The following is a 25,151-nucleotide window of genomic DNA, read 5'->3' as shown; positions in this document are numbered from 1 at the left end:
CGAAAAGAATATCTTTTGGCGGTTTTTCTTTTTATAACTTTGTCTGATTAATTTGAGAAATGAAATGAGAAAACAATATAACTTACGCCCAAGCAAAGATGGTTTAAGAGCTTGGGATGTACATCGATTAATAGAACTATCTAAAAACTTCCCTGTTAAACGTGTTTTATTAAGCGAAATTAGTGAAGTAAATGAAACATACTGGTTTCAAGATCCAAGCCAATTACCTACTTGTACAGCTATTCTGGAGCATATAAAACTCATGGAAGAAGCTAGTTTAGACTACCCAATTATTTTATGTGCCAATGGACGCCTGATGGATGGAATGCATCGCGTAATGAAAGCACTTCAACAAGGTCATACCGATATTAAAGTAGTACAGTTTAAAACCACACCCGAACCTGATTTTATAGGTATTCCGGCAGACGAATTGCCGTATTAAAAATTTAAAACCTTTGTTCCTTTACTTATTTAATCATTAACAATAAAAGCTAAAAAAGGAGCTATTTCCTGCTATACACTCTATCTTTTATGGCGAACCCCGCCACAAAAGGATGCCGTTCCTATCAGGGCTAAAAGAATAAAAAAAACACCCAAATAATTTATTGGTCTCAGATATAGTTTAAAACTATCCACTTTAGTGCATTTCGCTTTAGCTTCTAAAAAATATTTTAGCCACAAATTGCACAAATTTTCACAAATTAATTAGCGCTAATTTGTGTAATTTGCGGTTAATAAATAAGTATTGTAGCCTAGCAGACTTTCAAATCTATGAACTTTTAGTCCATAGTGGTTTAATTAAATAAAAAACAAACAACAACTCTTTTTTATAGATAATTTCGTAAACAAACTAAAAATATTCTAATATGAAATACATATTGACCTTATTAATCACGCTGCTTTCATATAATATGCATTCACAAAATATTATTGGCGAATATTGGCGTATTAGCGAAATTATTGGACAAGACACAAATTACACTCAAGAATATGTTTTACAAAAAATGGATAAAGATGATAAACCTTATTCAATGTATGGAAATAGAATATTCTTTGATAAGAACAACACATTTAAATGTAGTTATTCTGCTACGTGCGGAAATGATTGTTTTCCATCGTCAGTAGGTGCATACAAACTCATAGACAACAAACATATCGAGATAGATATAAATGAATTTTCGCAAACAGGAGATTGTGAGCAAAAAAAGATTGCACTAAATCTTAAACTAAGATATTATATATCGCAGAAGACAGATAAAATAATTAAACTGATTAAGAGCGATGGAAATATATTTCAGGATAATCTAAATGAAAAATACTCTTTAATGGTTGATAATTATAGAGAAGAAGTAAAAAACAGAAGCTTCGATTTGCTTAATTTTAAAACAAACCAAAAAGACAATTTCCTACGAGTAAATGCATATATAAAGAATAAAACTAAAATTAAAAACTATAAAATTCTCTATACCCAAAAATTAGATGGCACTTTTCTAATAAATTTAGTTCAAAATGAAGACGCAGAGAATGATTATTTTTATATCATAAATGCTTTTGTAGACAATTTCGAATACAACGTTGGATATTATAAACTCAAAAAGAAGTAGTTTTTACTTCTTTTTGAGTTTATAATCCTAACAGGTTACAAAAACCTGTTAGGAAACAATCCCTAAAAGGTCAAGAAAAGACCTTACAGGATAACATATTTAACTTTTAAATCTGCATCATCTGCTAAACTTTAAACTTTAAACAAGTTTAATATCCAAAAGGATTATCTACACTATTCATTGGCTCAGTAAACCACTTAGGACCATTTGCAGTCATATAAAAATGATCTTCATGACGAATACCAAATTTCCCAGGAATACAAATCATTGGCTCATTACTTACAACCATTCCTTCTTCAAGTTCTATTTCGCTTCCTCTTACCAAATAAGGATATTCGTGAATATCTAAACCAGTCCCATGCCCTACTCGATGAGGTAATCCAGGCAAATTATAATCAGAACTTAATCCCGCTTCCGCTAAAGTTTTTCTGGCAGCATCATCTACAGAACCGCAAGTAGCACCTATTTTGGCAGCTACAAAAGCAGCATGTTGAGTTGCCTTTTCCAGATTCCAAATAGTTTTATATTCTTCAGATGCTGTTCCATAAGCATACGATCTTGTAATATCCGAAATGTATCCTTCTAATTTACAACCTGTATCGATAATAACTGCTCCATTATCTTTTAAATCCTGAGGAACAGATACACCGTGAGGATATTGTGTATCATCGGCAAACAATACAATACAAAAATACGATCCCGAAGGTATACCCGCTTTTATATGCGCTGCATTAATAAAACTAGTAACCTCATTAGCGCTAATTCCTGGGCGTAATATCTTGGCAGCAGCACGTTGTACAACCATTGTAATATCTTTGGCTCTTTGGATAATAGCAATTTCATTTGCCGATTTTTGCATTCTGCAACCCGAAGTAATTGGCAAAGCATTTATAATCGTATAAGATTGATTCGTTTTAGTTACACCATCAACCAAGAAATATGGAGCCGACTCATCTAAAGCAATAGTTTCGCCAACTATATTTTTATTCTTTAATAATTCGCCCATTAAAGCATACGGAGATTCATGCTCTTCCCAACAGTTGATTTTTCCGTTTATTTCCATATACTTTTTAAAAGTACCTTCTTCAAACTTAGGAACAATATAATCTAGTGTTCCATCATCGTATAGTAAAGCACCAACCATTCTTTCAGATGGATTCCATTTTGTACCAGTAAAATAATAAAGGTTCGTTCCGGCGTTAACATAAGTCGCCTTTACCTTTACCTCTTTCATAATAGCAACTGCTTTTTTAATCCTGCCTAAATATTCCTCTGACTGAATTGGTTTTACATCCAAAGTCATATTTTCAATTTTTTCTAACTCAATAGCTGCGTTCGAGCCTCCTATTCCAATTGCCATTTATTATATTTTTTAAGTTATTTTATTTATCTAAAACCGTTAAGGTATATTATTTATATGTAGCGTAAAAATTAACCACAAGGTTGACACAAAGTTCGTAAAGTTTTTAAAATCTTTCTAATCATGAGGGAAATTTAACCGCAAAGTCTTAAATCCTTTTAATCTCTTTAATCTGTGGTAAAAAAATTAACCACAAAGCTCGCAAAGTTTATCCTCAATATTGCCTTTCTGAGGAACGAAGAATCTCCACAAAAAACTCCACAATCTTTGCGGAGCTACTCGCGGAGACCCTTCCTGCGTCAGGATGACAAGATTGTGGCAATTCGTAGCAGAAAAAAATAACCGCAAAGTTTTTAAAATCCTTTTAATCTATTTAATCTGTGGCGAAAATTAACCGCAATCTTTATCGAGCTACTCGCGGAGACCCTTCCTGCGTCAGGGCGACAAGATTGCGCTTATTCGCACACATTCTCAGAACCTTAGTGTCTTAGCGCCTCAGAACCTCTGTCTCTTTGAACCTTTGCCCCTCTGAACCTACCTAAGTATAAACCCATTTTTCATAGGATCTTTTGGATCTATAACAAAAGTATTAATACCAGTTACAAAAGCAGTTCCTTGTACTTGCGGAATCACCGCCTGAAACGGACCAAAATCTTTTTCCTCAACAAGCGAACCTTTAAAAGTACTTCCTGTTATACTTTCTATCGTAATAGATTCATTCGGTTTTATGGCATTTCTAGCATTTTCAATAGCAATTCTGCCCGAAACACCCGAACCTGTTGGAGAACGATCTACTTCGCCATCGGCAAAAACACAAACATTCCTGCTATGATTAGCAATATCCTGTGGTTCATCTATAAAAATTGTTCCGTAAAGAAAACTCAAATCATCTTCAAAAGGATGCAAAACTTCTTTATCCTGATTCATTACCGCATGTTTTATGTCCATTCCGCTCTGAATAATGGTACGATAATCTTCTTCGGTTAAACCGAAATTTAAATGCGTATTTTTTCTCAAATCTACATAAGCATAAAATGCACCGCCATAAGCCAAATCATAAACAACATTTCCTATCCCGGGAACATCAACAATACGATCCAATCCCACAACAAAACTAGGCACACAATGAAAACGTACTCCAGTAACTTCTCCGTTTTTAATCGTAACATAAGAGCGTATTCTACCGCAAGGAGCGTCTATTTTTAATTCATTTTCGCCTTCTATTACAGTAATCCAGTTCATTTTTGCGGCAAGCGTACTTATCGCAATAATAGCATGACCACACATACTACTATATCCCTCATTATGCATAAATAAAATACCAAAATCGGCATCATCATCATTTGGCGGAAGCAAAATACAACCGTACATATCAGCATGACCACGAGGTTCAAACATTAATGAAGTTCTTAAATAATCGTAATTCTCTTTAATATCTCTACGATATTCCAATACACTATTTCCTTTAAGCTCAGGAAAACCCGAAACGATAACACGCAATGGTTCGCCGCCAGTATGCATATCAATCGTTTTTATTTGTAACGCATTCGATGCAATTTTATATTCTGTATTACTACAAATATTACTATATGTTTTAGACATTTATCTCTGATTTTAAATTAAACTCTTTATAAAAATAAGCTGCAGCAACAAGGTCTTCTAAAGCATGACCAACCGACTTAAAGAAAGTAATTTCAGTATCAGATGTTCTACCTTGTTTTTTATTGCTACATAATTCAAATAAATCTGCTTTAATAGATTCTCTTGTAATAATTCCATTGGTTAACGGAATTAAAATATCGCCACTTTCCTTTAATCCACCCTGATAAGTATCAAGAAACACACTCGATTTTAAGATTGCTTCATCATCGGCTTCACGCATATCCTTTTTATATGCTCCAACCAGATCCAGATGTTGCCCTGCTTTAAGCCATTTACCAAACACAAGCGGAATAGGCGATAATGTTGCCGAAGAAATTATATCAACTTGCAATATCACTTCTTCGATTGTAGAAACTGCTGTACAAGTAAACGGAAAACCTTTTAAAGCGTCACAAACCATTTGTGCTTTTTCTATTGTTCTTCCCCACACATATACTTGTTTTATGGGACGAACACTGGCATGAGCCTGAATTAAATTAATTGCCAGAGCACCAGTTCCTATCATAAGCATAGACGAAGCATCCTTGCGAGAAAGATAACTACTTGCCAATGCCGATGTTGCTGCTGTTCTTTTACCTGTTAAGGATTTAGCATCCAGAATTGCTTTGATATTCCCTTTATGTCCATCTAGATAAATGTATGTTCCTTGTATAGAAGGCAAATCATACTTACCATTATTAGGGCTTACGGTAACGATTTTTACTCCTAAATCTTTCCCAGGCTGAAATGCAGGCATTAATAATAATGTAGAATCTTTGTTTTCCTCAGGGTTAGAAAAATCATGGTGATGCCGAAGAGGTACTTCAATTTTTTCTGTCGAAAATCCATCACGAAGTCCTTCGATTAATTTTTTAAAATCACAATTTTCTGAAATAAAATTGTCTGAAATAAGTTGAATAGGTTCCATATTTAAAGTTGAAATTTCATTAAAAATAGCAGATTATTTTTTCCAAATCCAATTTTACAAAGAACTAGTTAACATAAGGCAACTTAAGGTTAATATAGTATAAATTGATTAGTTTTGAAGACTATATTTTTATAAAAAAATCAATTTAAAAATAATGAAAAAGTTAAAACACATTTTATTACTTCTGGTTGTTTCCCTTACTTCGTACTTGAGTTTTGCTCAAACAGAAACTGCCGTTAAAACCGATTTAGAGAATAAATTATCCCAATTATTTCCTGGTGTTGAAATTACCAAAATGAAAGATTTAGAAGGATTTAAAGAATCGTATCAATTGGTACTTAATGAACCATTAGATCATAAGAATCCTAAAAAGGGAACCTTTAAACATTATATCTATTTATCGCATATAGATTTTAATAGTCCGATGGTAATCGAAACCGAAGGATATGCAGCTCGATACACAAAAACCGAATTAAGTTCTTTATTAAATGCCAATCAGGTTATTGTAGAATATCGTTTTTATGGCAAATCCAGACCAAACCCAATTCCTTGGGAATACCTGACAAATGATCAAGCCATTGCCGATTATCATAACATCGTTACTAAACTAAAACAATTGTACACAGGAAAATGGATTTCGACAGGAATTAGTAAAGGTGGAGAAACTACCTTAATTTATAAGTCTAAATACCCAAAAGATGTTGATGTTGCAGTTCCTTATGTAGCACCATTAATTAATACACAAGAAGACCCAAGAATACAACAACATCTTGCAACTGTAGGTACTGCAGAATGTCGCGAGAAAATAATTGAATTTCAGCGTGCATTACTTCAAAACAGAACTGCACTTCTTAACGAAATAAAACTATATGCAGCAGAAAAGGAAATGACTTTTACAGAAGTTTCTATGGATGAAGCATTAGAATATGCTGCTCTCGAATTTCCTTTTTCTTTCTGGCAATGGGGAGGAAAATGCGAAGACATTCCGAGTAAAAATGCATCTTCAAAAGAATTATTTGATTACATGAATAAAATCGTTGGAATTAGTTTTTACTGCGATAAAACCTTCGATGAGTTATTACCATCTTATTACCAACACATGAGCGAATTGGGTTATTATGGTTTTGATTTTACTCCGGTAAAAGATTTACTAACTGCTGTAAAAAGCACTTCGAATTCTCGATTTGCGCCTAAAGATGTCCAAATAACCTACAACCCAAAATACATTAAGAAAGTTAGAGAATACGTAGAAAATAAAGGTTCAAAAATACTTTATATCTATGGAGGTTATGATACATGGGGAGCTTGCTCGCCTACTCCAAACCCTAGCCTTGATGCGTTAAAAATGGTTAATCCGGGTGGAAGTCATGCAACAAGAATTAAAAATTTCCCAGAACAAGATCAGGAAAAAATAATGAAGACTTTAGAAAAGTGGTTAGCTAAATAGATCTATAAAAAAAGAGAAAAGCAAAATGATTTTACCGCAAAGAACACCAAGATTTACGCAAAGTTCGCAAAGCATAATGATTAAGCTTTGCGAACTCTGCGATTTTTCCTTGCGCTCTTTGCGGTTAAATTTTATTCTTAATGTAATCTAGATTCATTTATGCACTACATTTTCTTCTGTAAATCCTTAATATCTAAAATACAAAACCAAGATTAAGACGAATATTTTGAGGTGTTCCAGTAAACAAAGATGTTGTTCCGTATGCGCCTGGAAAATATAATTTATCGGTAATATTATTGGCAGTTACACCAACAATATAATTTTTGTACCTGTAATTTGCCGACATATCGATATAAGAAAAAGCAGGTAATAAAATAGAATCAGCACGATAACTACCTCCTAAAGTATTTCCTTGGAATCTAATTCCTGCACCTAATTTTAAATTCTTTAATAGTGTTTCGGTAAAATTGTATTCCAACCAAACATTACCAACATATTTAGGAGCATTCAAAGGTCTGTCGCCTACATTTCCTATCGATGTTTTTCCTAGATATTTAACCTCATTATAAGAATAACTTCCCATCACTGACCAGTTTTGAGAAATAATACCTTGTACCGAAACTTCAATTCCTTTACTGTTTAAACCCGGAATTGCCATTCTTCTTTTCTTGTTTGGATCACTAGGATCAGCCACAAGTAAGTTTACATAATCTATATCATATAAAGCCAGCGTAGTACTTAGTCTATTCGAAAAAAAGTCACCTTTATAACCTATCTCATATTGTTTTCCTTTTTTGGGCGGAAATGGCCCACCAGCACCAACATTATTATTGGTTTGTGGTTCAAATGATTCTGTATAAGATGCATAAAGAGATATATTCTTTTTAAGTTCATAAACCACTCCTACTCGTGGAATCCATGCATTAGCATCCGAAGTAATTTCTACTCCCGTAGCATCAAGTTCATCTACAGGCTTTTGTTTATAGCGATACTCATTATAGCGCATTGCCAAGTTTAATTTCCATTTTTCTCCTATCGAAATTTGATCATGAATAAACCCTGCATAGTTATTCGTAACCTTAGTATTATTATCCATTCCCTCATCTCCTAGCGGTACATTTGGATCATTGATAACAATTGCATCTTGCGAATAATCTGGATTACCAATGCTCAACGACGGATATACTTTGCTTATATATAGATTTTTTAAAACACGATCCTGAATAATATCTGCACCAACTATCAGTTCATGCGATATAAATTTAGAAGTCTTAAAGTTATATTTCAAAAATGCCGTATTAGCAATCCATTGCGTATTATATTTCCATGTAGTTCCTTCTCTCGGAATACTATCTTGTGTAGCATTTAATGGTCCAAATCCATAAACATCAAGCATATCCAAATTTCTTTTTACATATCGACTCATTAAAGTAAAACTAAGCTTATCACTAAATTTATGTTTAAAAGTTAGCGAAGCCGAAGAGTTTTTATCTTTCCCAAACGAAGGATTTCCTTGCGTAGTAAAATTTGGATCAACATTATCAAAATCATAGCTTCCATCATCTTTTTTCTTAATATATGTCCCTCTGTCATATTGAAAACGCGAATTCATAGTTAGGTACGTATAATCAAGATTTAAAGATGTTTTATCCGAGAAATCATATTGCAAAGTTGGCGTAATAAGCAAGTTTTTCATGTATTGAAAATTTCTATAACTATCGCTATTCTCTCCTCCTACAACCAATCTGTATTTTAGTTTTTTATCTTTAGTTAATGGTCCCGTAGCATCGGCAAATCCTGTAAATAAATTCCAACTTCCGGTAGTAAAATTAACCTCGTATCTTGCTTTATCCAGAGGTTGTTTGGTCGTTAAACTAATAACTCCTCCCGGATTTCCTACAGAATACATTACAGAGGCTGGTCCTCGCATTATTTCGACTTGATCGAGATTATATAATAATACTTTCTGGCTATAATGATATAGAGTACCTCGCATCCCATTGGTCAATAAATAAGCATCTCCATAATTATTAAAACCTCTCATAGAAAATGAGCTATAAGGCGTTGTATTAGCAACTCCTACCATATTTTTGGCAACCTCATTAAGATTTAAACTTCCTTGATCTTGCCAAATACCTTTGGAGATTACCTGTATAGATTGTGGTATATCTATAAGCTTTGTCGCAGTACGTGTTGCAATAGATGAGATTGTATCGTTGTACCGCTTTTCTTTTTTTCCGTAAATAGTAATATTATCTAGTTCTTCAGTTTTGGCGTTGTCTTTTGTAGTTTTATGCTGTGCAAAAGCAACTTGCCCCAATATTAAAAGGGCAAAAAGTATATTTTTCATTTAGTTTTATATAAATTTTAAATAATAACAAGTATTCCATTGGCAAAAAGCCATGAAAATTCATTTCAATACCGATTGAAAATTGAAATTAGATTTTATATAAAATAAGCTGGAGGTCGAAATGTTACTATAGAAACCGAGATAGGTTTCTTTGCAAAATGAAAAAAAGAAGTTAAATGATTCTCTTTATATTTTTTATCAAAGATATCATCGCTACTAAAATTTTGAATGTAAACAAGTTCTTGCTTTTCTTTTAGATGGTTTTGCATCTCTTTTTCATTAGCATCAAGCTTTAATAAGTTTTTTTTAAGCTCACACTTTCCATTACAAGAATTGAATTCTACTTTTCTTTGTACACAAATAGTTTTAGCAATTTTATCTTGGTTAATTTTAAACATCGCATAAACCAATACATTCCCAAAAGATGGAAACATTAGTATAGATGAAAGTAATATGATCAAAAACTGCTTCAGACTTATTTATTTTCAGCAAAAGTAACGTATCTATCCAAAAATAATCATGCTTTTTTAATAAAACTCGATTAAAAACCTTTAAATTTATGTTCTAAAATCTTATTTTATGAAAAACTATGTACTACTTTTCGTTACTGTTTTAACACTCTCTTTTAACTCATGTACAACGATGAAAGACACTACAAAAACTGCAGATCTTTACAATACCTCTTGGGAACTAGAATATATTTCTGGTCCTCGTATCGCTTTTGATGGTTTATATCCTGATAAAAAACCTTTTCTTAAATTTGATGAAACTACAAAACAAGCATCTGGAAATGCAGGATGTAATGGATTTAGTGCTCCATTTACATTAAAAGGAAAAACACTAACATTTGGGGAACAAGGTCCAACAACTATGATGTTTTGTGAAGGTGGTGGAGAACAAACTTTCTTGCAAATGATTAAAAAAATCAATGCCTACTCTATTGATAAAGATGGTAAACTTAATTTATTACTAAATGACGTCCCAATGATGAGATTTAAAAAAGTAACTAAATAATCTTAGCATATAAAAACAAAATCCCTCAATATAGAGGGATTTTTTATTTTTAAGGTTCTGAGATTCAAAGGTTCAAAGGGAAAAAATTTTGCGGTCAAATCTTTTGCCACTCCCGAAGCTTCGGAATAAAAGGATTAAATAGATTCCGAACTTTGCGAACATAGCGTAACCCTTTGCGAACTTTGCGGTTAACCCCCCTACTACATTATATTTAGAGTATATACTATCCTGAAATTTCGGGACTGAAACTGAAAACTGAAACTGAATACTATTTTTCGATTATTCTCTGGCGATGTTTAATCCCCCAATCTGCGATTACTTTGGTAACATCTTTAAGCGTTGCACCATATTCTGTAATTTCATATTCTACCATTATAGGTTGAGTGCTTAAAACGGTTCTGGTTATAAGAAGATTTACTTCTAACTCTTTTAAATCTCTACTAAGCATCTTACCAGAAATTCCTTTAATCTCTTTTAATAAGTCCGAATAACGCATTTTTTTATAGCATAAGCAGGCAATAATCGATATTTTCCACTTACCGTTTAATATATCCACCACATCCTGAATGGCCATTACTGTGCTATAGCACTGTTTTAATCTAATATCATTTTCTGTTTCCATACCATGTTACTTGGTTACTCATTTGTCACTATTACTTTTCGTTACAAAGTTACAAAAAGTAACAAGCTTTTATCTAGATTTGTACTTCCTAATTAAAAATAATTAAAGATGAATTTACTAGACACATTAAAGTGGCGATATGCTACTAAAAAAATGAACGGTAATAAAGTACCGCAAGAAAAATTGGATTATATACTGGAAGCTGCCAGACTTGCTCCATCTTCTTCGGGATTACAACCATATAAAATTTTTGTAATTAGCAATCCAGATTTATTAGAAAAAATAAAAGCTATTAGTTGGAACCAAAGTCAGATTACAGATTGTTCGCATTTATTAGTTTTCGCAGCTTGGGATGGTTATTCGCTTGATAGAATTACTGCTGTATTTAACAAAACTCTTGCCGAGAGAGGTTTGCCAGCTGATACAATGGATGATTACAAGAAAACACTTTGGGGACTTTACGAACCTCTTTCTACAGAATGGCACGCAAATCACGCGGCTCGTCAGGCTTATATCTCTATGGGAGTTGCAATTGTAGCTGCTGCTGAGCAAAAAGTAGATGCTACACCAATGGAAGGTTTTATTCCTGCAGAAATGGATAAACTTTTAGGTTTAGAAGAGCAAGGTTTAAAAAGTGCGTTATTGTTGCCTCTTGGTTACAGAGATGAAGCTAATGACTGGCTAGTTAACATGAAAAAAGTAAGAACTCCAATGGAAGAGTTTGTTACTGAAATTAAGTAAGCTTTTTTAGGTACAAAGGTTCAGAGATTCAAAGGTTCAAAGGGAAAAATTTTGCGGTCAAATTTTTGCCACAGATTAAAAGGATTAAATAGATTCAAGACTTTGCTCCCGACGCTTCGGGATTGCTTAATCCTTTGCGAACTTTGCGGTTAATTATCTAACACAGATTTTAAAATATATTTATTGAAAATGAAAACTCAATATATACATCTTAAACACCAATACAGCCCTTTGAACCTTTGAATCTCTGAACCTCTGTGCCTTAAAAAAAACTTATTTTTTTATCTCTTGAAATATAAATTCAGCATCGGCATAACTTATAGGAATGTCTGGAGCAAAACAAGGCAGACCAAGATATGTGGTTATGACACCTTTTCCTAAAATTAATTTATTGTCTTTTTTTAATAACGAAATCGGAACTCTTTTTAGGTCACCTCCATAAGTTCTACAATAAAATTCCCCAAGATATACATCCTTTTTGATGTTACCTTTTATACTTCCAGAATCTTTCGTTGTTTCTCCGTACTTTATTTCGTATTGACCATAAAATCGATCTTTATTTATCACAATTGATAAAACTGCAGTATCTTTATTTGTACTTATTGCCTGATAAACAACTTGCTTTTCTATAACTTTCTTTTCTTTTTGGTTACAACCAATTAACAATAAAACTATCCCAAATAAAGCAATTGATTGGGCTACTACATACCTTTTTATCTTTTTCAAATACATATTTTGATTATTTCGTTCCCTCAAAAATAAGAAATAGTTAATTAGTTCAGTTATTTATTTTTAAAGTTATAAACATTCTGAAAATCATGAATCTATACCAAACGCAAAGCTTTTTTAAACTTGAATCAAGGGATTTTTTTTTGAGAGTAAAGACTATATCAAAGTCAAAAAAGATTCAGAATGATATGAAGTAAAAATCTTTGCAGATCCTAAACCTTTTCTAAATAAAGAACCCAACTACATTTTGTAATCGGGTAAACTTTAAATCAAAAAACAACCAAATAAAAACATTAATAATGATTACCACCAATCATTATAACATATATTCTTTTGCAGGGACTAAATCGGCATTACGATTTAAAAAATTTGCTAATAGTTTAAAAGAGATTCCTTTTAAGTATTCCTCGAATGAAACATCAAATATTGATTTTTCTTTTAAAGAGAAAATCAATATTAAACTATTGCTATCTATATAATCCTTATGGGGTTTATTACTATTATTAAGTTTATTATTAAGGAATTCTGCATGAGGCATTTCGTTAATAAATTTCTGCATCATAACGGTATCGATAAATAAACTAAAACCAAATGTCTTTTGATTTACTGCAGGTTCATAAGCATTTTCGACTTGATTATTTAAAATGGTCAAATCTAAATTTATTGCATCGTTTATTTCATCATCTAAATCGCCAAATTCAGTTAGATTATAATCGAATATATAAAACTCTTCCTCTGATGTCAGTTTACTCATCCTTATAGGGCTAGTTAACGTATAATCGCTAAAAAGTACCGAAATACCTGGCGCTACTTCTATAAAATAAGTATGTCCGGTTCCAATTGCTTCTGGAATAACAATGATTTTATCATCAATAAGTTCAGCATTAATTCCATCAGCAAACGACCGTTGCCATTGCGGTTTTAATGAGTAAAAATGTGTGGTATTTTTCATATTTTATATTTTAAGAAATATTCCTGAATATTTCAAAATGGAAATAAATAGTTTGAACATATCTGGATAAATTATTGGGATAAAATTAATATAAGTACATTTAAATATAACTCCTTTTAAATCAAAAAAACATCAAAAAAAGCCACAATTTGAACAAATAGCAACTAATTTTTTAATGATATTAAAAATTACTTATAATATCACAATTCACACAACATACAAAAAGAATAATTGAATTAAAGTAACGTGACCATAACTGTTATATTAAAATAAATCTTCGTGAGATTACAATACACTTATAAAATAAGATGTTTCTTATTGTGACTTAATTCATAAGCAATATCGTTAATTAATTTAAAATTTTCGACTTTATAGGTAATAGATTTACTAGTATTTATTTTGTACCAAAAAAATAATAGGATTAATCTAAATATATTTTTTTATAAAATACAATCATCGTTTAAAATCTCTTTATTATCTAATATACTCTGTAACAATAGAGTAAAAAACACAAGAAACCGAATGTTATTATTTGATTTAAATTGTGAATATCTATTTTACGAATTGTCGATTTCTTTTTCTTTAAAATCTATCTTTGACACCCTTAAAAAAAAAGAAATGAGCACAATTTGGTATGAATGCAAGGTAAAATATAGAAAAACAGATGATACTGGAACACAAAAGGTTACAACAGAACCTTACTTGGTAGATGCGTTATCTTATACGGAAGCAGAAACCAGAATTAATGAAGAAATGTCAGCCTATATTAGTGAAGAATTTAAAATCACAAATATAAAAATGGCTAATTATGCCGAAATTCACCCTTTCGAAAATGCAGATCGTTGGTTTAAATCAAAAGTATCATTGATGGCGTATGATGAGGAAAGCGGAAAAGAGCGAAGATCAAATATGTATATTTTGGTACAAGCAAATGATGTAAAAGAAGCCTATGATAATACAATCGGGATAATGAAAAACACCATGGGAGATTACAGTATTCCTGCTATTGCAGAATCGCCTATTATGGATGTTTTCCCGTATTTTAGTGGTGAAGAAGGAGAAATGGAACAATTAGAAAGATTTAATGCGCTAAAAGCTTCAAAACCTGAATTAGTAGCCGCTGGTGAAACTGGTGATGACTTTGTAGGAGCTGAAAGTGAATAATTCGTTTTAGCATTTATAGTATATAAGGAGGGCTTTTTTAGTCCTCTTTTTTGTTTATTAAAAAATAAAAAAGCCAGCCCAATTTCAATTAGATAAATGCTATAATACCTATATAATTTTAAAACGATTATCAGTAATTATTTTGAATCTCACTTTTTTTATTATCTTTATTTCTAACTTAATTTATTAATATATTCTTATACCCTGATAAAATTTACAATGAAATTATCTTTAAACCCAAATTACATTAAATCATCAAATTTTATTTTTATCTCTGTAGGTCTTGGGCTTATTAATTTTTTACTTTCACCACATATACTTTCTTCAAAATCGGCAATGATTGTAAGTATAATTACTCTTTCCTTACTCTTTATAGCAGGATTGCTTGTACGGTTTCAAATATCATGGATTAAATATCTTTTATTAGCTTTAATTCTCATTGGTTTTAATAGTCTCCCGTCTCTTATAAAAGAAGAATTAACTACTCATCCCATAAATGCTATCTTCACTATACTACAAGCCATAACTCTAATTTATGCCACCATTTTGTTGTTCTTTAAATGGTTTTTATATAAACGAAACAAGTAGGAACTGAGGTCTTTTTGAGTTCCTACTTGTTTCTACTTTGTTTACGGATTTAGATTGTGGGTACGAAGTCAGGGGGCTTTCGTACAGCACACACTACTAATTTATTTATTCATTAGAATTCTTTGAAGACCGGGTTATGAGATTACTATACTTTTTAGCAATTAGTTTAATGATAGTGGCATGTAATGACAAAAAGAAGTCTAAGGATAATGCTATAAATTTAGCAGAAAACTATGATGGTTATGGCGTTATTCGATTTACGTCCAGTTCAACAGGCTCTATAAGATATTTAGAGTTTTATCCTTTATTAATTGAAAAAGATGATAAAATTGACTTCAAAGATATAAGCAAATTTAATATTAAAAACGGACTTGTTTTACGACAGACAAATAAATCTATATTATGGCAAAGTCTAATAACAACTAAGAATATTAAATGGGACGATGAGGGCTATGGATTAGCATTGATTTTAATCAAATACCATAAAAAAAATAATGATCATAAATTTGTAAATGAATTTGAAAGTTATTTAATTTTAAAAAATCGTAATATAAAAGTTAAAATGTTTGACCCTGAATCTAATAAAATTGAGATTGATAATTTTAAAGTAATTCAAGGAATATAATTTTAGAATATTATTCCTGAAGTTTTCTTTCCCTCGATGCCCACTTCAAAAAAGCAAGTACAAGTTTAAAGTATGTATGAAGAAATTTGAATTGTTTAAATAAATAAAAATGACTTCGCGAATATTTTGACGAGGCTTTATATATTTCGTTTGATTATGAGTGGGAAGTCGGAGACGTTCACACTGCGCTCGTTAGAACACTTTGGAGAGCAGGTGGATTACAATTAAGACGACAAGAAGATAATTTTGGCAATTTTTCAAAAGGGAAATTAGTTTAGAACTTCAATATCAAGAAAATAATTATCCAATAAATTATAAAAAAATCAATGAAGAAAATAGTAATTTTAATATGTTTATCTATTCAATTTTCTTGTACCAAACAAAATGAACTCGAAACTATTTTTATAGCCAAAGAAAATGAATATTGGCAATATAAAGATGATTGTCAAAGTTATGGAGTTTATTTTAAATTCAATAAAAAAGGTGATTATGATAAATATAATAGGTTCATTAACGGTGGTTTTGATTTATTCAATAACGATGGCGATTTAATAAGTGGTCCAAGATCTTGGAGTATAAAAAATGATTCCACATTCATTTGGGATAATGAAGATTACAAAATAGAAAAATGTAATCCCAAACAAATAATACTATCATATTATCATTATAAAGAAAAAAACAGAAAATGCAAAATAACCCTTAATAAAGTATTAGACAAATAAGCTGAAAAAGTCAAACTTCAAAGGTACCCTGCTACTAGGCTAGGATATGCACAACGATAACCCGATTTCCTTACCCGTAAATAAAATTAAAATTAAAGCAACTCATAATCAAGTTGCTTTTTTAATACCAATTAAATCTACATCCTCATTCCATAAACAATCTATCAATTCTATTATATATGTTTTAAAGAAATCTAACTGTACAAATTGCTTCTTACTTTCTTGCTTTATAATACTCCTTACTTCCTATTTCTTAACCATTTATCTACAGGTTCAAGAACCGTGTTCACGATAGTAACTAAGAATGTACAAATTAATGCTTCGGCAAAATAACCTGAAGCCGCAATACAGCCAATAGCTGCACTACACCATATTGTAGCTGCCGAATTTAATCCATGTACATTTGGTCCTTCTCTAAAGATTACTCCTGCTCCCAGAAAACCAACTCCCATAACGACTTGGGCAGTAATACGAGTTACATCAATATTTGGTGCACTTGCTGCAACTTTTATAGACAATAATACAAAAGCTGCAGCTCCTGTTGCGACCAGCATATTGGTTTTTAAGCCAGTTTCTTTATGATGCCATTGTCTCTCAAAACCTATAATTAACCCTGCAAAAAGGGCTATCACTAATCGGGTTAAAAATTCTGTTGTAGTCAAAATAATTACTTTTTATGATTAAAAATCACTTTATATAAAGATATTTAATTTTTTAAAAATATAAGAGTTAAGCAATTAATATTATTCGAAGTATAAGAACACCAATTGAATCAAAACTTGATTTTTTCAACTTTCGACAACATCCGAAGAAATACTTGCAATAAGCCAGAACAATTATTCTACTGAAAACCAAGACTTAATAGGTATCATTTCAAAAACTATTCTATGTTCTATTTTATAATTTGAAACCAAAATATTAAAACAAACGATACTTCCAATACTTTTTTATCATGACATTGTAAAACTTATACTTAACAATTTCTGTAGAAATAATATAAAGAACATCTATGTTAAGATGGTGTAAATGGTAATGCAAATACAACCAAACTATAAATTTAAATTATCAACCAAGATTTGATATTTTCTTCCAATAGGTAAAACCTCACTATTACTCATAGTTAAAGTTCTGGAAGTTAGTGCTTGTATAGCTTTTGTATTTACAATAAATGACCTATGAATTTGTATAAAATTTACGTTATCAATATCTGTAGCAATACTAGAAAGTGAACCATATATTATAATAGGTATATCTAACTTGTTACTAAATAGTTTCATATAGTTACCTAAACTTTCAATGTAAATGATATCTTTTAATAAAATATCTGTCATCTGACCGTTTACACGATAAGAAAGTACATCCTTAACACTAGTATCATTCTTATTTTTTTTACCCAAAAAATACGCTTTTGCTTTGGTAATTGCTTTTGCAAATTTTTCTATAGAGATAGGCTTGAGTAAATAATCTATAGCATCATTTTCATAAGCCGAAAGGGCAAAATCAGAATAAGCTGTAGTTACAATTGTAAGCGGACGATTGGGCTGAAGTTCCATTAACTCTACTCCTGATATAACTGGCATATTAATATCCAGAAAAATAATATCGTACGTATTTTCGTTGAGCATTTTTAGAGCTTCCATACCACTAAATGCACTACCAGAATGCTCTAAATCCTCATATTTTGCAATATGCGAAGCTAGCGCTTTGTGAGCAGGAGTCTCATCATCTATTATAAGGCAGCGGTAGGTAAATCCCATATATTTAATTTTATACTGAATAAATCATCCTCTTTATTGCATTTAAGCTCGTGTTTTAATCCATAAACTTCAAGCCGTCTTTTAAGGTTTTCAATCCCTATTCCGGTACTTAAAAGTCTGGAGCCATCTACCAAAAAATTATTCTTTATCGAAAAGGATAAGTTTCGTCCCTTTACAATTACATCCAGAATAATGTAAGGCGCTGCCGTTTCTCCCGAAAATTTGACTGCATTTTCTACCAATGGCAAAAAGAACAATGGCGATATTTCTATTCCTTCAAAATGGCCTTCATAATTTTGAGAAATCGAAAGGCGTTCATTCCTAAAAGTATAATACTCTACATATTTTTTAATAAACTCTACTTCTTCTACAAGCAATACAAAATCTTTCTTGGTTGCTTCTATCTGATACCGAAGCATATCTGACAGATTCAAAATTCTATCTGGAAGTCTTTCTGGGGCAACCAATGCTTCTCCATAAAGATTATTCATTGCGTTAAGCAGAAAATGAGGATTTAATTGCTGTTTAAGAAAGGAAAGTTCCGATTCATAATTAATAATATCCTTACTCGTTTGCGAGATTTTATCAACAATCCATAAATGCAGAAAATAAATTCCTGTACCATTACAAACTAATGAAAATACAGATAATGTTTTAAGTCTTCCTAAATCAACATATAAAAAATACCACGACATCAGGAAGTAAAAACAAATCCAATAGATAATAAAAAGAACAGTAAAGGTTTTATACTTCTTTTCGAAAAACAACATTTTAATTAAAAAAATATTACTGATTAATACCCCAAAATACATTGGCAAATAGCCTAAACATATTTTCTTAAAAAGGTAAAACCAGTCTACTTCAATACTAAATTCATCATATACACAAGCCAAAATAATCCCTACAACAAGGATATTTATTATGCTGTTTCGTAGAAAAAAGTTTTGATAAATTTTAAAAAATTTCATGTGTGCAAAATTAGCTTAATATTTAATTTATAACCTTTTATAATGCTAAAATTATACAAACGCCATTGGTATAAATCATACGCCATTAGTATAATTGTTCTATTATAATAAGAAGCTACAAACTACATTTGCTTCCGATTTTTACTAGCTACATCAAGGCATTTACGTTTTTTATACCAAACTCATGAAAACAATTATTTATTTTATTCTACTAGCTTTAACTTCTTTACATGTTATAGGTCAGGAAGATAATAAAACAATGAAAGGCTTTGTTAGAGCCGTAAAGGAAAATTTTCCTATTACAAGAACTTTCGATTTGCAATATGACCAATTCGGACCTACGAACTATGATGCTAAACTCTTTGGGCAAGACCTGGAAAAAGGAAGATTTGACAGCCATAATAGATTAAAACTAGCTGTAAACTTGCCCTTATATAAATCGCAAACACAACGATTTATTGTAACAAGTACATTTAACTATAAGTATGAATCTTACGGATTTGGTGATGTTTATAATTTTGACTCTAATATAACCCATACTCGACCTACACAAGATTTTCACTATCTCGCTGGGGCATTAAGCGCTACCTATGTTTCGTCTCTTTTTAAGAAACCCATCATTTACAACACAACCGTAATTGTCGATGGAAATCAAGAAAACGTACAACGAATTAAAGGGTTTGTTACTGCAAGTTTAGTCATCAAGAAAACACCAAATACAACTATTACGATTGGGCTTTTAGCAATTGCAGATCCATCATCTATAGTTCCTGTTGCTCCTTTATTTACGTATAATCACCACTTCTTAGATTCTAAATGGGAGATTAATGTAATCCTGCCTAAGAGTATTCTTTTCAGAAGAAGTTTGCTAGAAAACGGACGTATTTCGTTTGGGACAGAGTTTGATTCGGAAAATTTCTATCTGAATCTAAAAACACCGCAGTTAAACGGAATCTACGAAGTAAACTCTCTCGAATTAAAATCTGGCGTAACCTACGAATATCATATAGACCGAAAAATTATAGGCACATTTAAAGCCGGAATAAACAATGTTTTAAGTACTCGTGTTACCGAAAGAGGCGAACGAACCAACAAATATATTTATGACAACAAACAAGATCCTCAAGGCTATTTTAGATTTGGTATATCTTACAATCCATTTTAAAAAAGAGAAATCATGATTGAAATTTTTAAAACAAACGTTCAAAACGAAACTGAAACAACTGTAATTATAAAAAGCATTCAAGACTATTTTCAGGACCATAAAATTAATTTTGATTTAGAAGATTGCGATAAAATACTACGAATTGAAGCCAATGAAATAGAATCAAATAAAATTATAGAACTACTTAATATCCTTAGCTTTGATTGTGTTAAATTAGATTGATTTTTTTTTAAGGTTCTGAGATGCTAAGGTTCTAAGTCACTGAGACTAGATATTTTTTGCCACAGATTAAAAAGATTAAAAGGATTCTATCCCAAAGCTTTGCAACCTTTGCCTAAATCTTAACGTTCTCTGCGGTTAAAACATATAAAACTTTGCGAACTTTGCGTATCCCGACGCTTCGGGATTGCGTTCTTTGCGGTTAAACACACATAGAACTTTACGGTAAAACATCTTCTAAATACGATAAAAAATGAAGTTACGATTATTACTTTTTTTGTGTGCTGTTACTTTTAATAGCTTTTCTCAGAATAACGTATTGGTTTTTCAATCTGATTTTGGATTAAAAGACGGTGCGGTATCAGCTATGAAAGGAGTCGCAATGGGCGTTTCTACCGATTTAAAAGTATTCGATTTAACGCACGAAATTCCAGCATATAATATATGGGAAGCAGCTTATCGCCTATCGCAAACTGCTCAATATTATCCCACAGGAACAGTATTTGTTTCTGTTTGTGATCCCGGAGTAGGAACAGCAAGACATTCGGTTGTATTGCTTACTAAATCAGGACATTATTTTGTAACTCCAGATAACGGAACTTTAACTCTGATAGCGGAACAATTAGGAATTCAGGAAATTCGCGAGATTGACGAAGTCAAAAATCGTCGTCAGGATTCAAATGAATCATATACTTTTCATGGTCGTGATGTATATGCATATACAGGCGCGCGTTTGGCATCCAAAACAATTACTTTTGACCAAGTCGGACCAAAATTACCTAATGAAGTAGTAAAAATAGAATACCAAAAACCTGTTTTCGAGAAAGGAATTATCAAAGGAGGAATTCCGATTTTGGATATTCAATATGGAAATGTCTGGACGAATATCGACAAGAAAACTTTTGCTAATTTAGATTTGAAAGCGGGAGATTTGGTAAAAATTCAAATCTTCGATGGAACTAAAAAAGTATATGACGGCAAACTAAAACTAGTGCATACTTTTGGAGAGGTAAAAATCGGAACCGATGTTTGCTACTTTAATAGTCTTTTAAACTTTTCATTGGCGGTAAACCAAGGTAGTTTCTCCGAAAAATATAAAGTTTATAGCGGAGCAAATTGGAATATAGTAATCAGCAAATAGCTTTATTAAATAAAAAAAGGTGTTCATCATTACAATGAATACCTTTTTTAGTTTTTAGAATTCTCTAATTTTTAAGAGAAGCCATGTCTATTACAAAACGGTATTTTATATCACCTTTTAATAATCTTTCGTAAGCATCGTTAACACCATTTACACCAATAATTTCTATATCTGCGGTGATGTTATGTTTCGCGCAAAAATCAAGCATTTCCTGAGTTTCGGCAATTCCACCAATAAGAGAACCAGAGAAACTTCTTCTGCCTAATATAAGACTAAATGATGTTACAGGAAGTGGATCCATCGGTGCACCTACTAATGTAAGCGTTCCATCTACTCTAAGTAAGTTTAAATACGCATCGATATCATGTTGAGCCGATACACAATCTAAAATAAAATGAAGGCTTTTAGCATGTTTAGCCATTTGTTCGGCATCGCTAGATAATACTACTTCGTCTGCTCCCAAACGTTTAGCATCTTCCGTTTTAGATAATGAAGTAGTAAAAACTACAACATGAGCGCCCATTGCTTTTGCAATTTTAATACCCATGTGTCCTAAACCACCAATACCTACAATACCTACTTTTTGTCCAGGCCCCACTTTCCAGTGTTTTAAAGGAGAGTAAGTTGTAATACCAGCACAAAGTAAAGGTGCAACACCGGCAAGATCTAATTTATCAGATATATGAAGAACAAAATTTTCATCTACAACAACACTCTCAGAGTATCCACCAAACGTTTGTCCACCTAAATGTTTATCCGGAGAATCAAATGTAAGTGTACTTCCTGAATCGCAAAACTGCTCTAAATCTTCTTTGCAATGTTCACACTCTCTACAAGAATCAACCATGCATCCTACTCCAGCTAAATCTCCTACTTTAAAGTTTTTTACATGATCTCCTACTTTGGTTACTCTACCTACAATTTCATGTCCCGGAACTATTGGGTATGTCGTACCGTGCCACTCGTTTCTAGCCGAGTGAAGGTCTGAATGACAAATTCCGCAATACAAAATATCAATTTCTACATCATGAGCCGTTACCGCTCTACGTTTAATGTCTAATGTTTTTAATGGTGCTTCAGCAGCTTCAGTACCAAATGCTTTTATGTTTTTTGTTTCCATAGTTTTATAGTTATATTTAATTCTTGTTTACAAACAAATTTAAACTCAGTTTTTAAATAGATTCATTGCTAAAATTATTTAGAAAAACTGTTGTATTCTTCATCAGTAACTTGTTCCATCCAAGTTCCGATGCCTTTATCAATCTCGGTAATAATTGCTATATGCGAGAATCGACTATTTGGTGTTGCGCCATACCAATGTTCTACCCCTGGCAAAATGGTAAGAACTTCTCCTTTATGAACCAATCGTATTGGTGTACCTCTTTCCTGAAAATATCCAACACCTTCAGTCGCAACAAGCAATTGCAAAGCCGAGTTTGTATGCCAATTATTTCTAGAACCTGCCTCAAAAGCAACTTCTTTTATAGTAGTATTACGTGGCTGAATATCACTAGTACGTTTTTTATAAGAAACTGCGCCTGTAGTATATTTATTAGGAACTATTCCTTCTTCGATAACTGTTGTATAATGTGTTGACATAAATTAGTTATTTGTTGTAGTTTAATTTATTATTTAATGCTAACCCAATAAAAACGCAACCAATTTAAAAACAGTAAATTACAAAAATATTCTCTTATAATAATGTAGAGAACAAAAATTTAAGAATTACTTTTTTTAAGCTTGTTTTTAAATTAATATTGGATGAAACAACACACCTATACCTTAAAATTATTTAAAGCTATTGTATTGTTCGTCAGTTACTCTTTCCAGCCAATCTACAATACCATTTTGAGTATTAGTACTTATTGCTATATGAGTAAATTCACTCTCTGGAGATGCGCCATGCCAATGTTTAATATCTGGTAAAATAGAAACAACATCACCTACATTAAGTAACTGAATTGCTTTTCCTTCTTCCTGATAGTACCCTACTCCATGAGTAACTATAAGGACTTGACCTCCGGGATGAGTATGCCAATTGTTTCTTGCACCAGGTTCAAAAACTACATTTCCCATAACAACATTTAGTGCGCGATTATCAGGAACAAGAGTTTTTATCCAAGCATTACCAGTAAAATAATCTGCTGGTGCAGGATCTCCTTTGGGGAAAATTGTAGTATCGATTTGATCTGCTTGATTTTTCATAATTTTTCTGGTTTTATACATCAGATAGAAACTAAATCTTGAAGTAGTGGTCAATAATAACTTCGACCATATTATTTAGCTAAACAATCTAATATTGGTTAATACTAATTATTTCAGTGCAAATTTACTTTGGCAAAGACATACAGATATAACGATTATCAAACAAAAAATTAAGAATTTCAAACAATCTACACTCTTAAAGTTTTAGGTATTGTTCCTGTAAGTCTTTTAAAGTAATTATTAAAGTAGCTAGGATACTCAAATCCTAACGAATATCCGATATCAGCAATACTCCAATCCGTATGTTGCAAAAGTGCTTTTGCTTCGCTAATTATTCTTTCGGTAATATGTGCTGTGGTCGATTTTCCTGTAATTTCTCTCACCGAGCGATTCAGGTGGTTTACATGCACAGCAAGATTTTGAGCATAATCCTGTGGTGTTTTTAACTTAAGCGGTTGGTTCTTGGTTTCTATTGGGAATTGTCTTTCTAAAAGTTCAAGAAAAAGAGTTGTTATTCTCGAAGATGCATTTTTATGCTTAAAGAAATTTTCCGAAGGTTGCATCTTAAGCGCCTCATGTATAATAAGGTTGATATAATTACGAATTAAATCATCTTTAAATATATAGTCAGTATTTTGTTCCGAGAGCATTTTCTTAAACATAGTAGCAATAAAACTCTCCTGTTCAGCAGTTAAAGAAAAAATAGGCGTTCCTCCTATTTTAAATAATGGGGACTCGTTAAGGCTCTGAGAACGATCTTGTTTCTTTATAAAATCTTCTGTAAAAACGCAGGCATATCCATTATAAGATGGCGATATAATTTCCCAAGAATAAGGAATATGAGGATTACCAAAAAATAATATAGTACCATCAGTCTCAATACCTCTGTCGGCATAATGAATAAAACTTTTGCTAGTATTAATGCATATCTTATAAAAATCTCTACGATTATAAGTAGGAACTGCATTAACACCACTATTTACTTCATACACTTTAAAGCCTTTTAACTTTAAGTCATTAGTAGTAAAATCCGAAGCCTGAGTAACAATTTGATTATCCATGCAGCAAAGTTAAGAAAATCAAATATAACTTAATCTGAAATTATTGTTATCATTTTTTTTATGCCACAGATTTAAAGGATTAAAATGATTCTAGAATGTTGCTAAAAAATCCGTGTTTAATCCGTGTTTTCGCTTTAGCGAATCTGTT

At 31.7% G+C, this 25,151-nt stretch carries 27 protein-coding genes; 12 read left to right on the top strand and 15 right to left on the bottom strand.

Annotated features, from left to right (window positions below; all coding sequences use genetic code 11):
- The first annotated feature begins 64 nt into the window (after positions 1-64).
- The gene (locus SHI72_RS13760; RefSeq protein ID WP_086896385.1) at positions 65-442 is read left to right on the top strand and encodes a hypothetical protein; all 378 of its coding nucleotides are present in this window, start codon (positions 65-67) and stop codon (positions 440-442) included.
- 424 nt (positions 443-866) lie between these two features.
- Positions 867-1,604, top strand: coding sequence for a hypothetical protein (locus SHI72_RS13755; RefSeq protein WP_323490298.1), 738 nt, complete (start codon positions 867-869; stop codon positions 1,602-1,604).
- Between the two features lie 148 nt (positions 1,605-1,752).
- Here SHI72_RS13755 and SHI72_RS13750 read toward each other — a convergent pair whose 3' ends face one another.
- The 3 genes from SHI72_RS13750 to SHI72_RS13740 form a co-directional block, all read right to left on the bottom strand.
- Positions 1,753-2,964 carry a Xaa-Pro peptidase family protein gene (locus SHI72_RS13750; RefSeq protein ID WP_323490297.1) on the bottom strand — a complete coding sequence of 404 codons (1,212 nt, stop codon included), beginning with the start codon at positions 2,962-2,964 and terminating at the stop codon, positions 1,753-1,755.
- Positions 2,965-3,498: 534 nt separating this feature from the next.
- Positions 3,499-4,566 carry a proline racemase family protein gene (locus SHI72_RS13745; RefSeq protein WP_323490296.1) on the bottom strand — a complete coding sequence of 356 codons (1,068 nt, stop codon included), beginning with the start codon at positions 4,564-4,566 and terminating at the stop codon, positions 3,499-3,501.
- The gene (locus SHI72_RS13740) at positions 4,559-5,533 is read right to left on the bottom strand and encodes an ornithine cyclodeaminase family protein (protein WP_323490295.1); all 975 of its coding nucleotides are present in this window, start codon (positions 5,531-5,533) and stop codon (positions 4,559-4,561) included. Before SHI72_RS13740 ends, SHI72_RS13745 begins: the two co-directional genes overlap by 8 nt.
- Positions 5,534-5,687: 154 nt before the next feature.
- Between SHI72_RS13740 and SHI72_RS13735 the strand changes: the two genes are divergently transcribed.
- Positions 5,688-6,980, top strand: coding sequence for a S28 family serine protease (locus SHI72_RS13735; protein WP_323490294.1), 1,293 nt, complete (start codon positions 5,688-5,690; stop codon positions 6,978-6,980).
- 193 nt (positions 6,981-7,173) lie between these two features.
- Here the strand turns inward: SHI72_RS13735 and SHI72_RS13730 are convergent, their stop codons facing one another.
- Positions 7,174-9,330, bottom strand: a complete 2,157-nt coding sequence (locus tag SHI72_RS13730; protein ID WP_323490293.1) for a TonB-dependent siderophore receptor — start codon at positions 9,328-9,330, stop codon at positions 7,174-7,176.
- Positions 9,331-9,425: 95 nt separating this feature from the next.
- Positions 9,426-9,764, bottom strand: coding sequence for a hypothetical protein (locus SHI72_RS13725; RefSeq protein ID WP_323490292.1), 339 nt, complete (start codon positions 9,762-9,764; stop codon positions 9,426-9,428).
- Positions 9,765-9,909: 145 nt separating this feature from the next.
- On the opposite strand from SHI72_RS13725, the gene SHI72_RS13720 reads away from it, so the two are divergent.
- Complete coding sequence (locus SHI72_RS13720; protein WP_039114398.1) at positions 9,910-10,344, top strand: META domain-containing protein; 435 nt, start codon at positions 9,910-9,912, stop codon at positions 10,342-10,344.
- Between the two features lie 268 nt (positions 10,345-10,612).
- On the opposite strand, the gene SHI72_RS13715 is transcribed toward SHI72_RS13720, so the two are convergent.
- The gene (locus SHI72_RS13715) at positions 10,613-10,966 is read right to left on the bottom strand and encodes a helix-turn-helix domain-containing protein (protein WP_323490291.1); all 354 of its coding nucleotides are present in this window, start codon (positions 10,964-10,966) and stop codon (positions 10,613-10,615) included.
- A gap of 108 nt (positions 10,967-11,074) precedes the next feature.
- Here SHI72_RS13715 and SHI72_RS13710 point away from each other — a divergent pair, with 108 nt between their 5' ends.
- Positions 11,075-11,707, top strand: coding sequence for an NAD(P)H-dependent oxidoreductase (locus SHI72_RS13710; RefSeq protein ID WP_323490290.1), 633 nt, complete (start codon positions 11,075-11,077; stop codon positions 11,705-11,707).
- Positions 11,708-11,980: 273 nt separating this feature from the next.
- On the opposite strand, the gene SHI72_RS13705 is transcribed toward SHI72_RS13710, so the two are convergent.
- Positions 11,981-12,433, bottom strand: a complete 453-nt coding sequence (locus tag SHI72_RS13705) for a hypothetical protein (RefSeq protein WP_323490289.1) — start codon at positions 12,431-12,433, stop codon at positions 11,981-11,983.
- Between the two features lie 319 nt (positions 12,434-12,752).
- Entirely contained in the window at positions 12,753-13,388 is a 636-nt protein-coding gene (locus SHI72_RS13700) for a hypothetical protein (RefSeq protein WP_323490288.1), read from the bottom strand.
- A gap of 618 nt (positions 13,389-14,006) precedes the next feature.
- On the opposite strand from SHI72_RS13700, the gene SHI72_RS13695 reads away from it, so the two are divergent.
- The 4 genes from SHI72_RS13695 to SHI72_RS13680 all read left to right on the top strand — a co-directional run bounded on the left by SHI72_RS13695 (position 14,007) and on the right by SHI72_RS13680 (position 16,487).
- Positions 14,007-14,552 (top strand): DUF4494 domain-containing protein, encoded by a 546-nt coding sequence (locus SHI72_RS13695; RefSeq protein ID WP_039118561.1) that lies wholly within the window; start codon positions 14,007-14,009, stop codon positions 14,550-14,552.
- A gap of 219 nt (positions 14,553-14,771) precedes the next feature.
- Positions 14,772-15,140, top strand: coding sequence for a hypothetical protein (locus SHI72_RS13690; RefSeq protein WP_323490287.1), 369 nt, complete (start codon positions 14,772-14,774; stop codon positions 15,138-15,140).
- 136 nt (positions 15,141-15,276) lie between these two features.
- The gene (locus tag SHI72_RS13685) at positions 15,277-15,765 is read left to right on the top strand and encodes a hypothetical protein (RefSeq protein WP_323490286.1); all 489 of its coding nucleotides are present in this window, start codon (positions 15,277-15,279) and stop codon (positions 15,763-15,765) included.
- A 326-nt stretch (positions 15,766-16,091) separates the two neighbouring features.
- Positions 16,092-16,487, top strand: a complete 396-nt coding sequence (locus tag SHI72_RS13680; RefSeq protein ID WP_323490285.1) for a hypothetical protein — start codon at positions 16,092-16,094, stop codon at positions 16,485-16,487.
- Positions 16,488-16,726: 239 nt separating this feature from the next.
- On the opposite strand, the gene SHI72_RS13675 is transcribed toward SHI72_RS13680, so the two are convergent.
- From SHI72_RS13675 to SHI72_RS13665, 3 genes are all read right to left on the bottom strand, one after another.
- On the bottom strand, positions 16,727-17,149 hold the full coding sequence (locus SHI72_RS13675; RefSeq protein ID WP_086894467.1) for an MgtC/SapB family protein: 423 nt from the start codon (positions 17,147-17,149) through the stop codon (positions 16,727-16,729).
- A 387-nt stretch (positions 17,150-17,536) separates the two neighbouring features.
- Complete coding sequence (locus tag SHI72_RS13670; protein WP_323490284.1) at positions 17,537-18,244, bottom strand: response regulator transcription factor; 708 nt, start codon at positions 18,242-18,244, stop codon at positions 17,537-17,539.
- A complete protein-coding gene (locus SHI72_RS13665) occupies positions 18,217-19,212 on the bottom strand; it encodes a histidine kinase (RefSeq protein WP_323490283.1) in 996 nt (331 codons plus the stop codon). The genes SHI72_RS13670 and SHI72_RS13665 overlap by 28 nt, the downstream gene beginning before the upstream one ends.
- Before the next feature lie 184 nt (positions 19,213-19,396).
- On the opposite strand from SHI72_RS13665, the gene SHI72_RS13660 reads away from it, so the two are divergent.
- The 3 genes from SHI72_RS13660 (at position 19,397) to SHI72_RS13650 (ending at position 21,737) form a co-directional block, all read left to right on the top strand.
- Positions 19,397-20,377, top strand: coding sequence for a hypothetical protein (locus tag SHI72_RS13660; protein ID WP_323490282.1), 981 nt, complete (start codon positions 19,397-19,399; stop codon positions 20,375-20,377).
- A 12-nt stretch (positions 20,378-20,389) separates the two neighbouring features.
- The gene (locus tag SHI72_RS13655; protein WP_039118520.1) at positions 20,390-20,599 is read left to right on the top strand and encodes a hypothetical protein; all 210 of its coding nucleotides are present in this window, start codon (positions 20,390-20,392) and stop codon (positions 20,597-20,599) included.
- Positions 20,600-20,849: 250 nt separating this feature from the next.
- Entirely contained in the window at positions 20,850-21,737 is an 888-nt protein-coding gene (locus tag SHI72_RS13650; RefSeq protein ID WP_323490281.1) for an S-adenosyl-l-methionine hydroxide adenosyltransferase family protein, read from the top strand.
- Positions 21,738-21,801: 64 nt separating this feature from the next.
- Here SHI72_RS13650 and SHI72_RS13645 read toward each other — a convergent pair whose 3' ends face one another.
- The 4 genes from SHI72_RS13645 to SHI72_RS13630 all read right to left on the bottom strand — a co-directional run bounded on the left by SHI72_RS13645 (position 21,802) and on the right by SHI72_RS13630 (position 25,003).
- The gene (locus tag SHI72_RS13645; RefSeq protein ID WP_323490280.1) at positions 21,802-22,857 is read right to left on the bottom strand and encodes an NAD(P)-dependent alcohol dehydrogenase; all 1,056 of its coding nucleotides are present in this window, start codon (positions 22,855-22,857) and stop codon (positions 21,802-21,804) included.
- Between the two features lie 74 nt (positions 22,858-22,931).
- Positions 22,932-23,336: a cupin domain-containing protein gene (locus SHI72_RS13640; protein WP_039118517.1), complete on the bottom strand. Its 405-nt coding sequence runs from the start codon at positions 23,334-23,336 to the stop codon at positions 22,932-22,934.
- Positions 23,337-23,525: 189 nt separating this feature from the next.
- Complete coding sequence (locus SHI72_RS13635) at positions 23,526-23,942, bottom strand: cupin domain-containing protein (RefSeq protein ID WP_323490279.1); 417 nt, start codon at positions 23,940-23,942, stop codon at positions 23,526-23,528.
- Between the two features lie 188 nt (positions 23,943-24,130).
- The gene (locus SHI72_RS13630; RefSeq protein WP_323490278.1) at positions 24,131-25,003 is read right to left on the bottom strand and encodes a helix-turn-helix transcriptional regulator; all 873 of its coding nucleotides are present in this window, start codon (positions 25,001-25,003) and stop codon (positions 24,131-24,133) included.
- Positions 25,004-25,151 lie beyond the last annotated feature (148 nt).

Origin of the sequence: Flavobacterium sp. PL02 (assembly GCF_035013205.1) — a bacterium.
Taxonomy (GTDB): domain Bacteria; phylum Bacteroidota; class Bacteroidia; order Flavobacteriales; family Flavobacteriaceae; genus Flavobacterium.
This window is presented reverse-complemented; position numbering and strand designations above follow the sequence as displayed.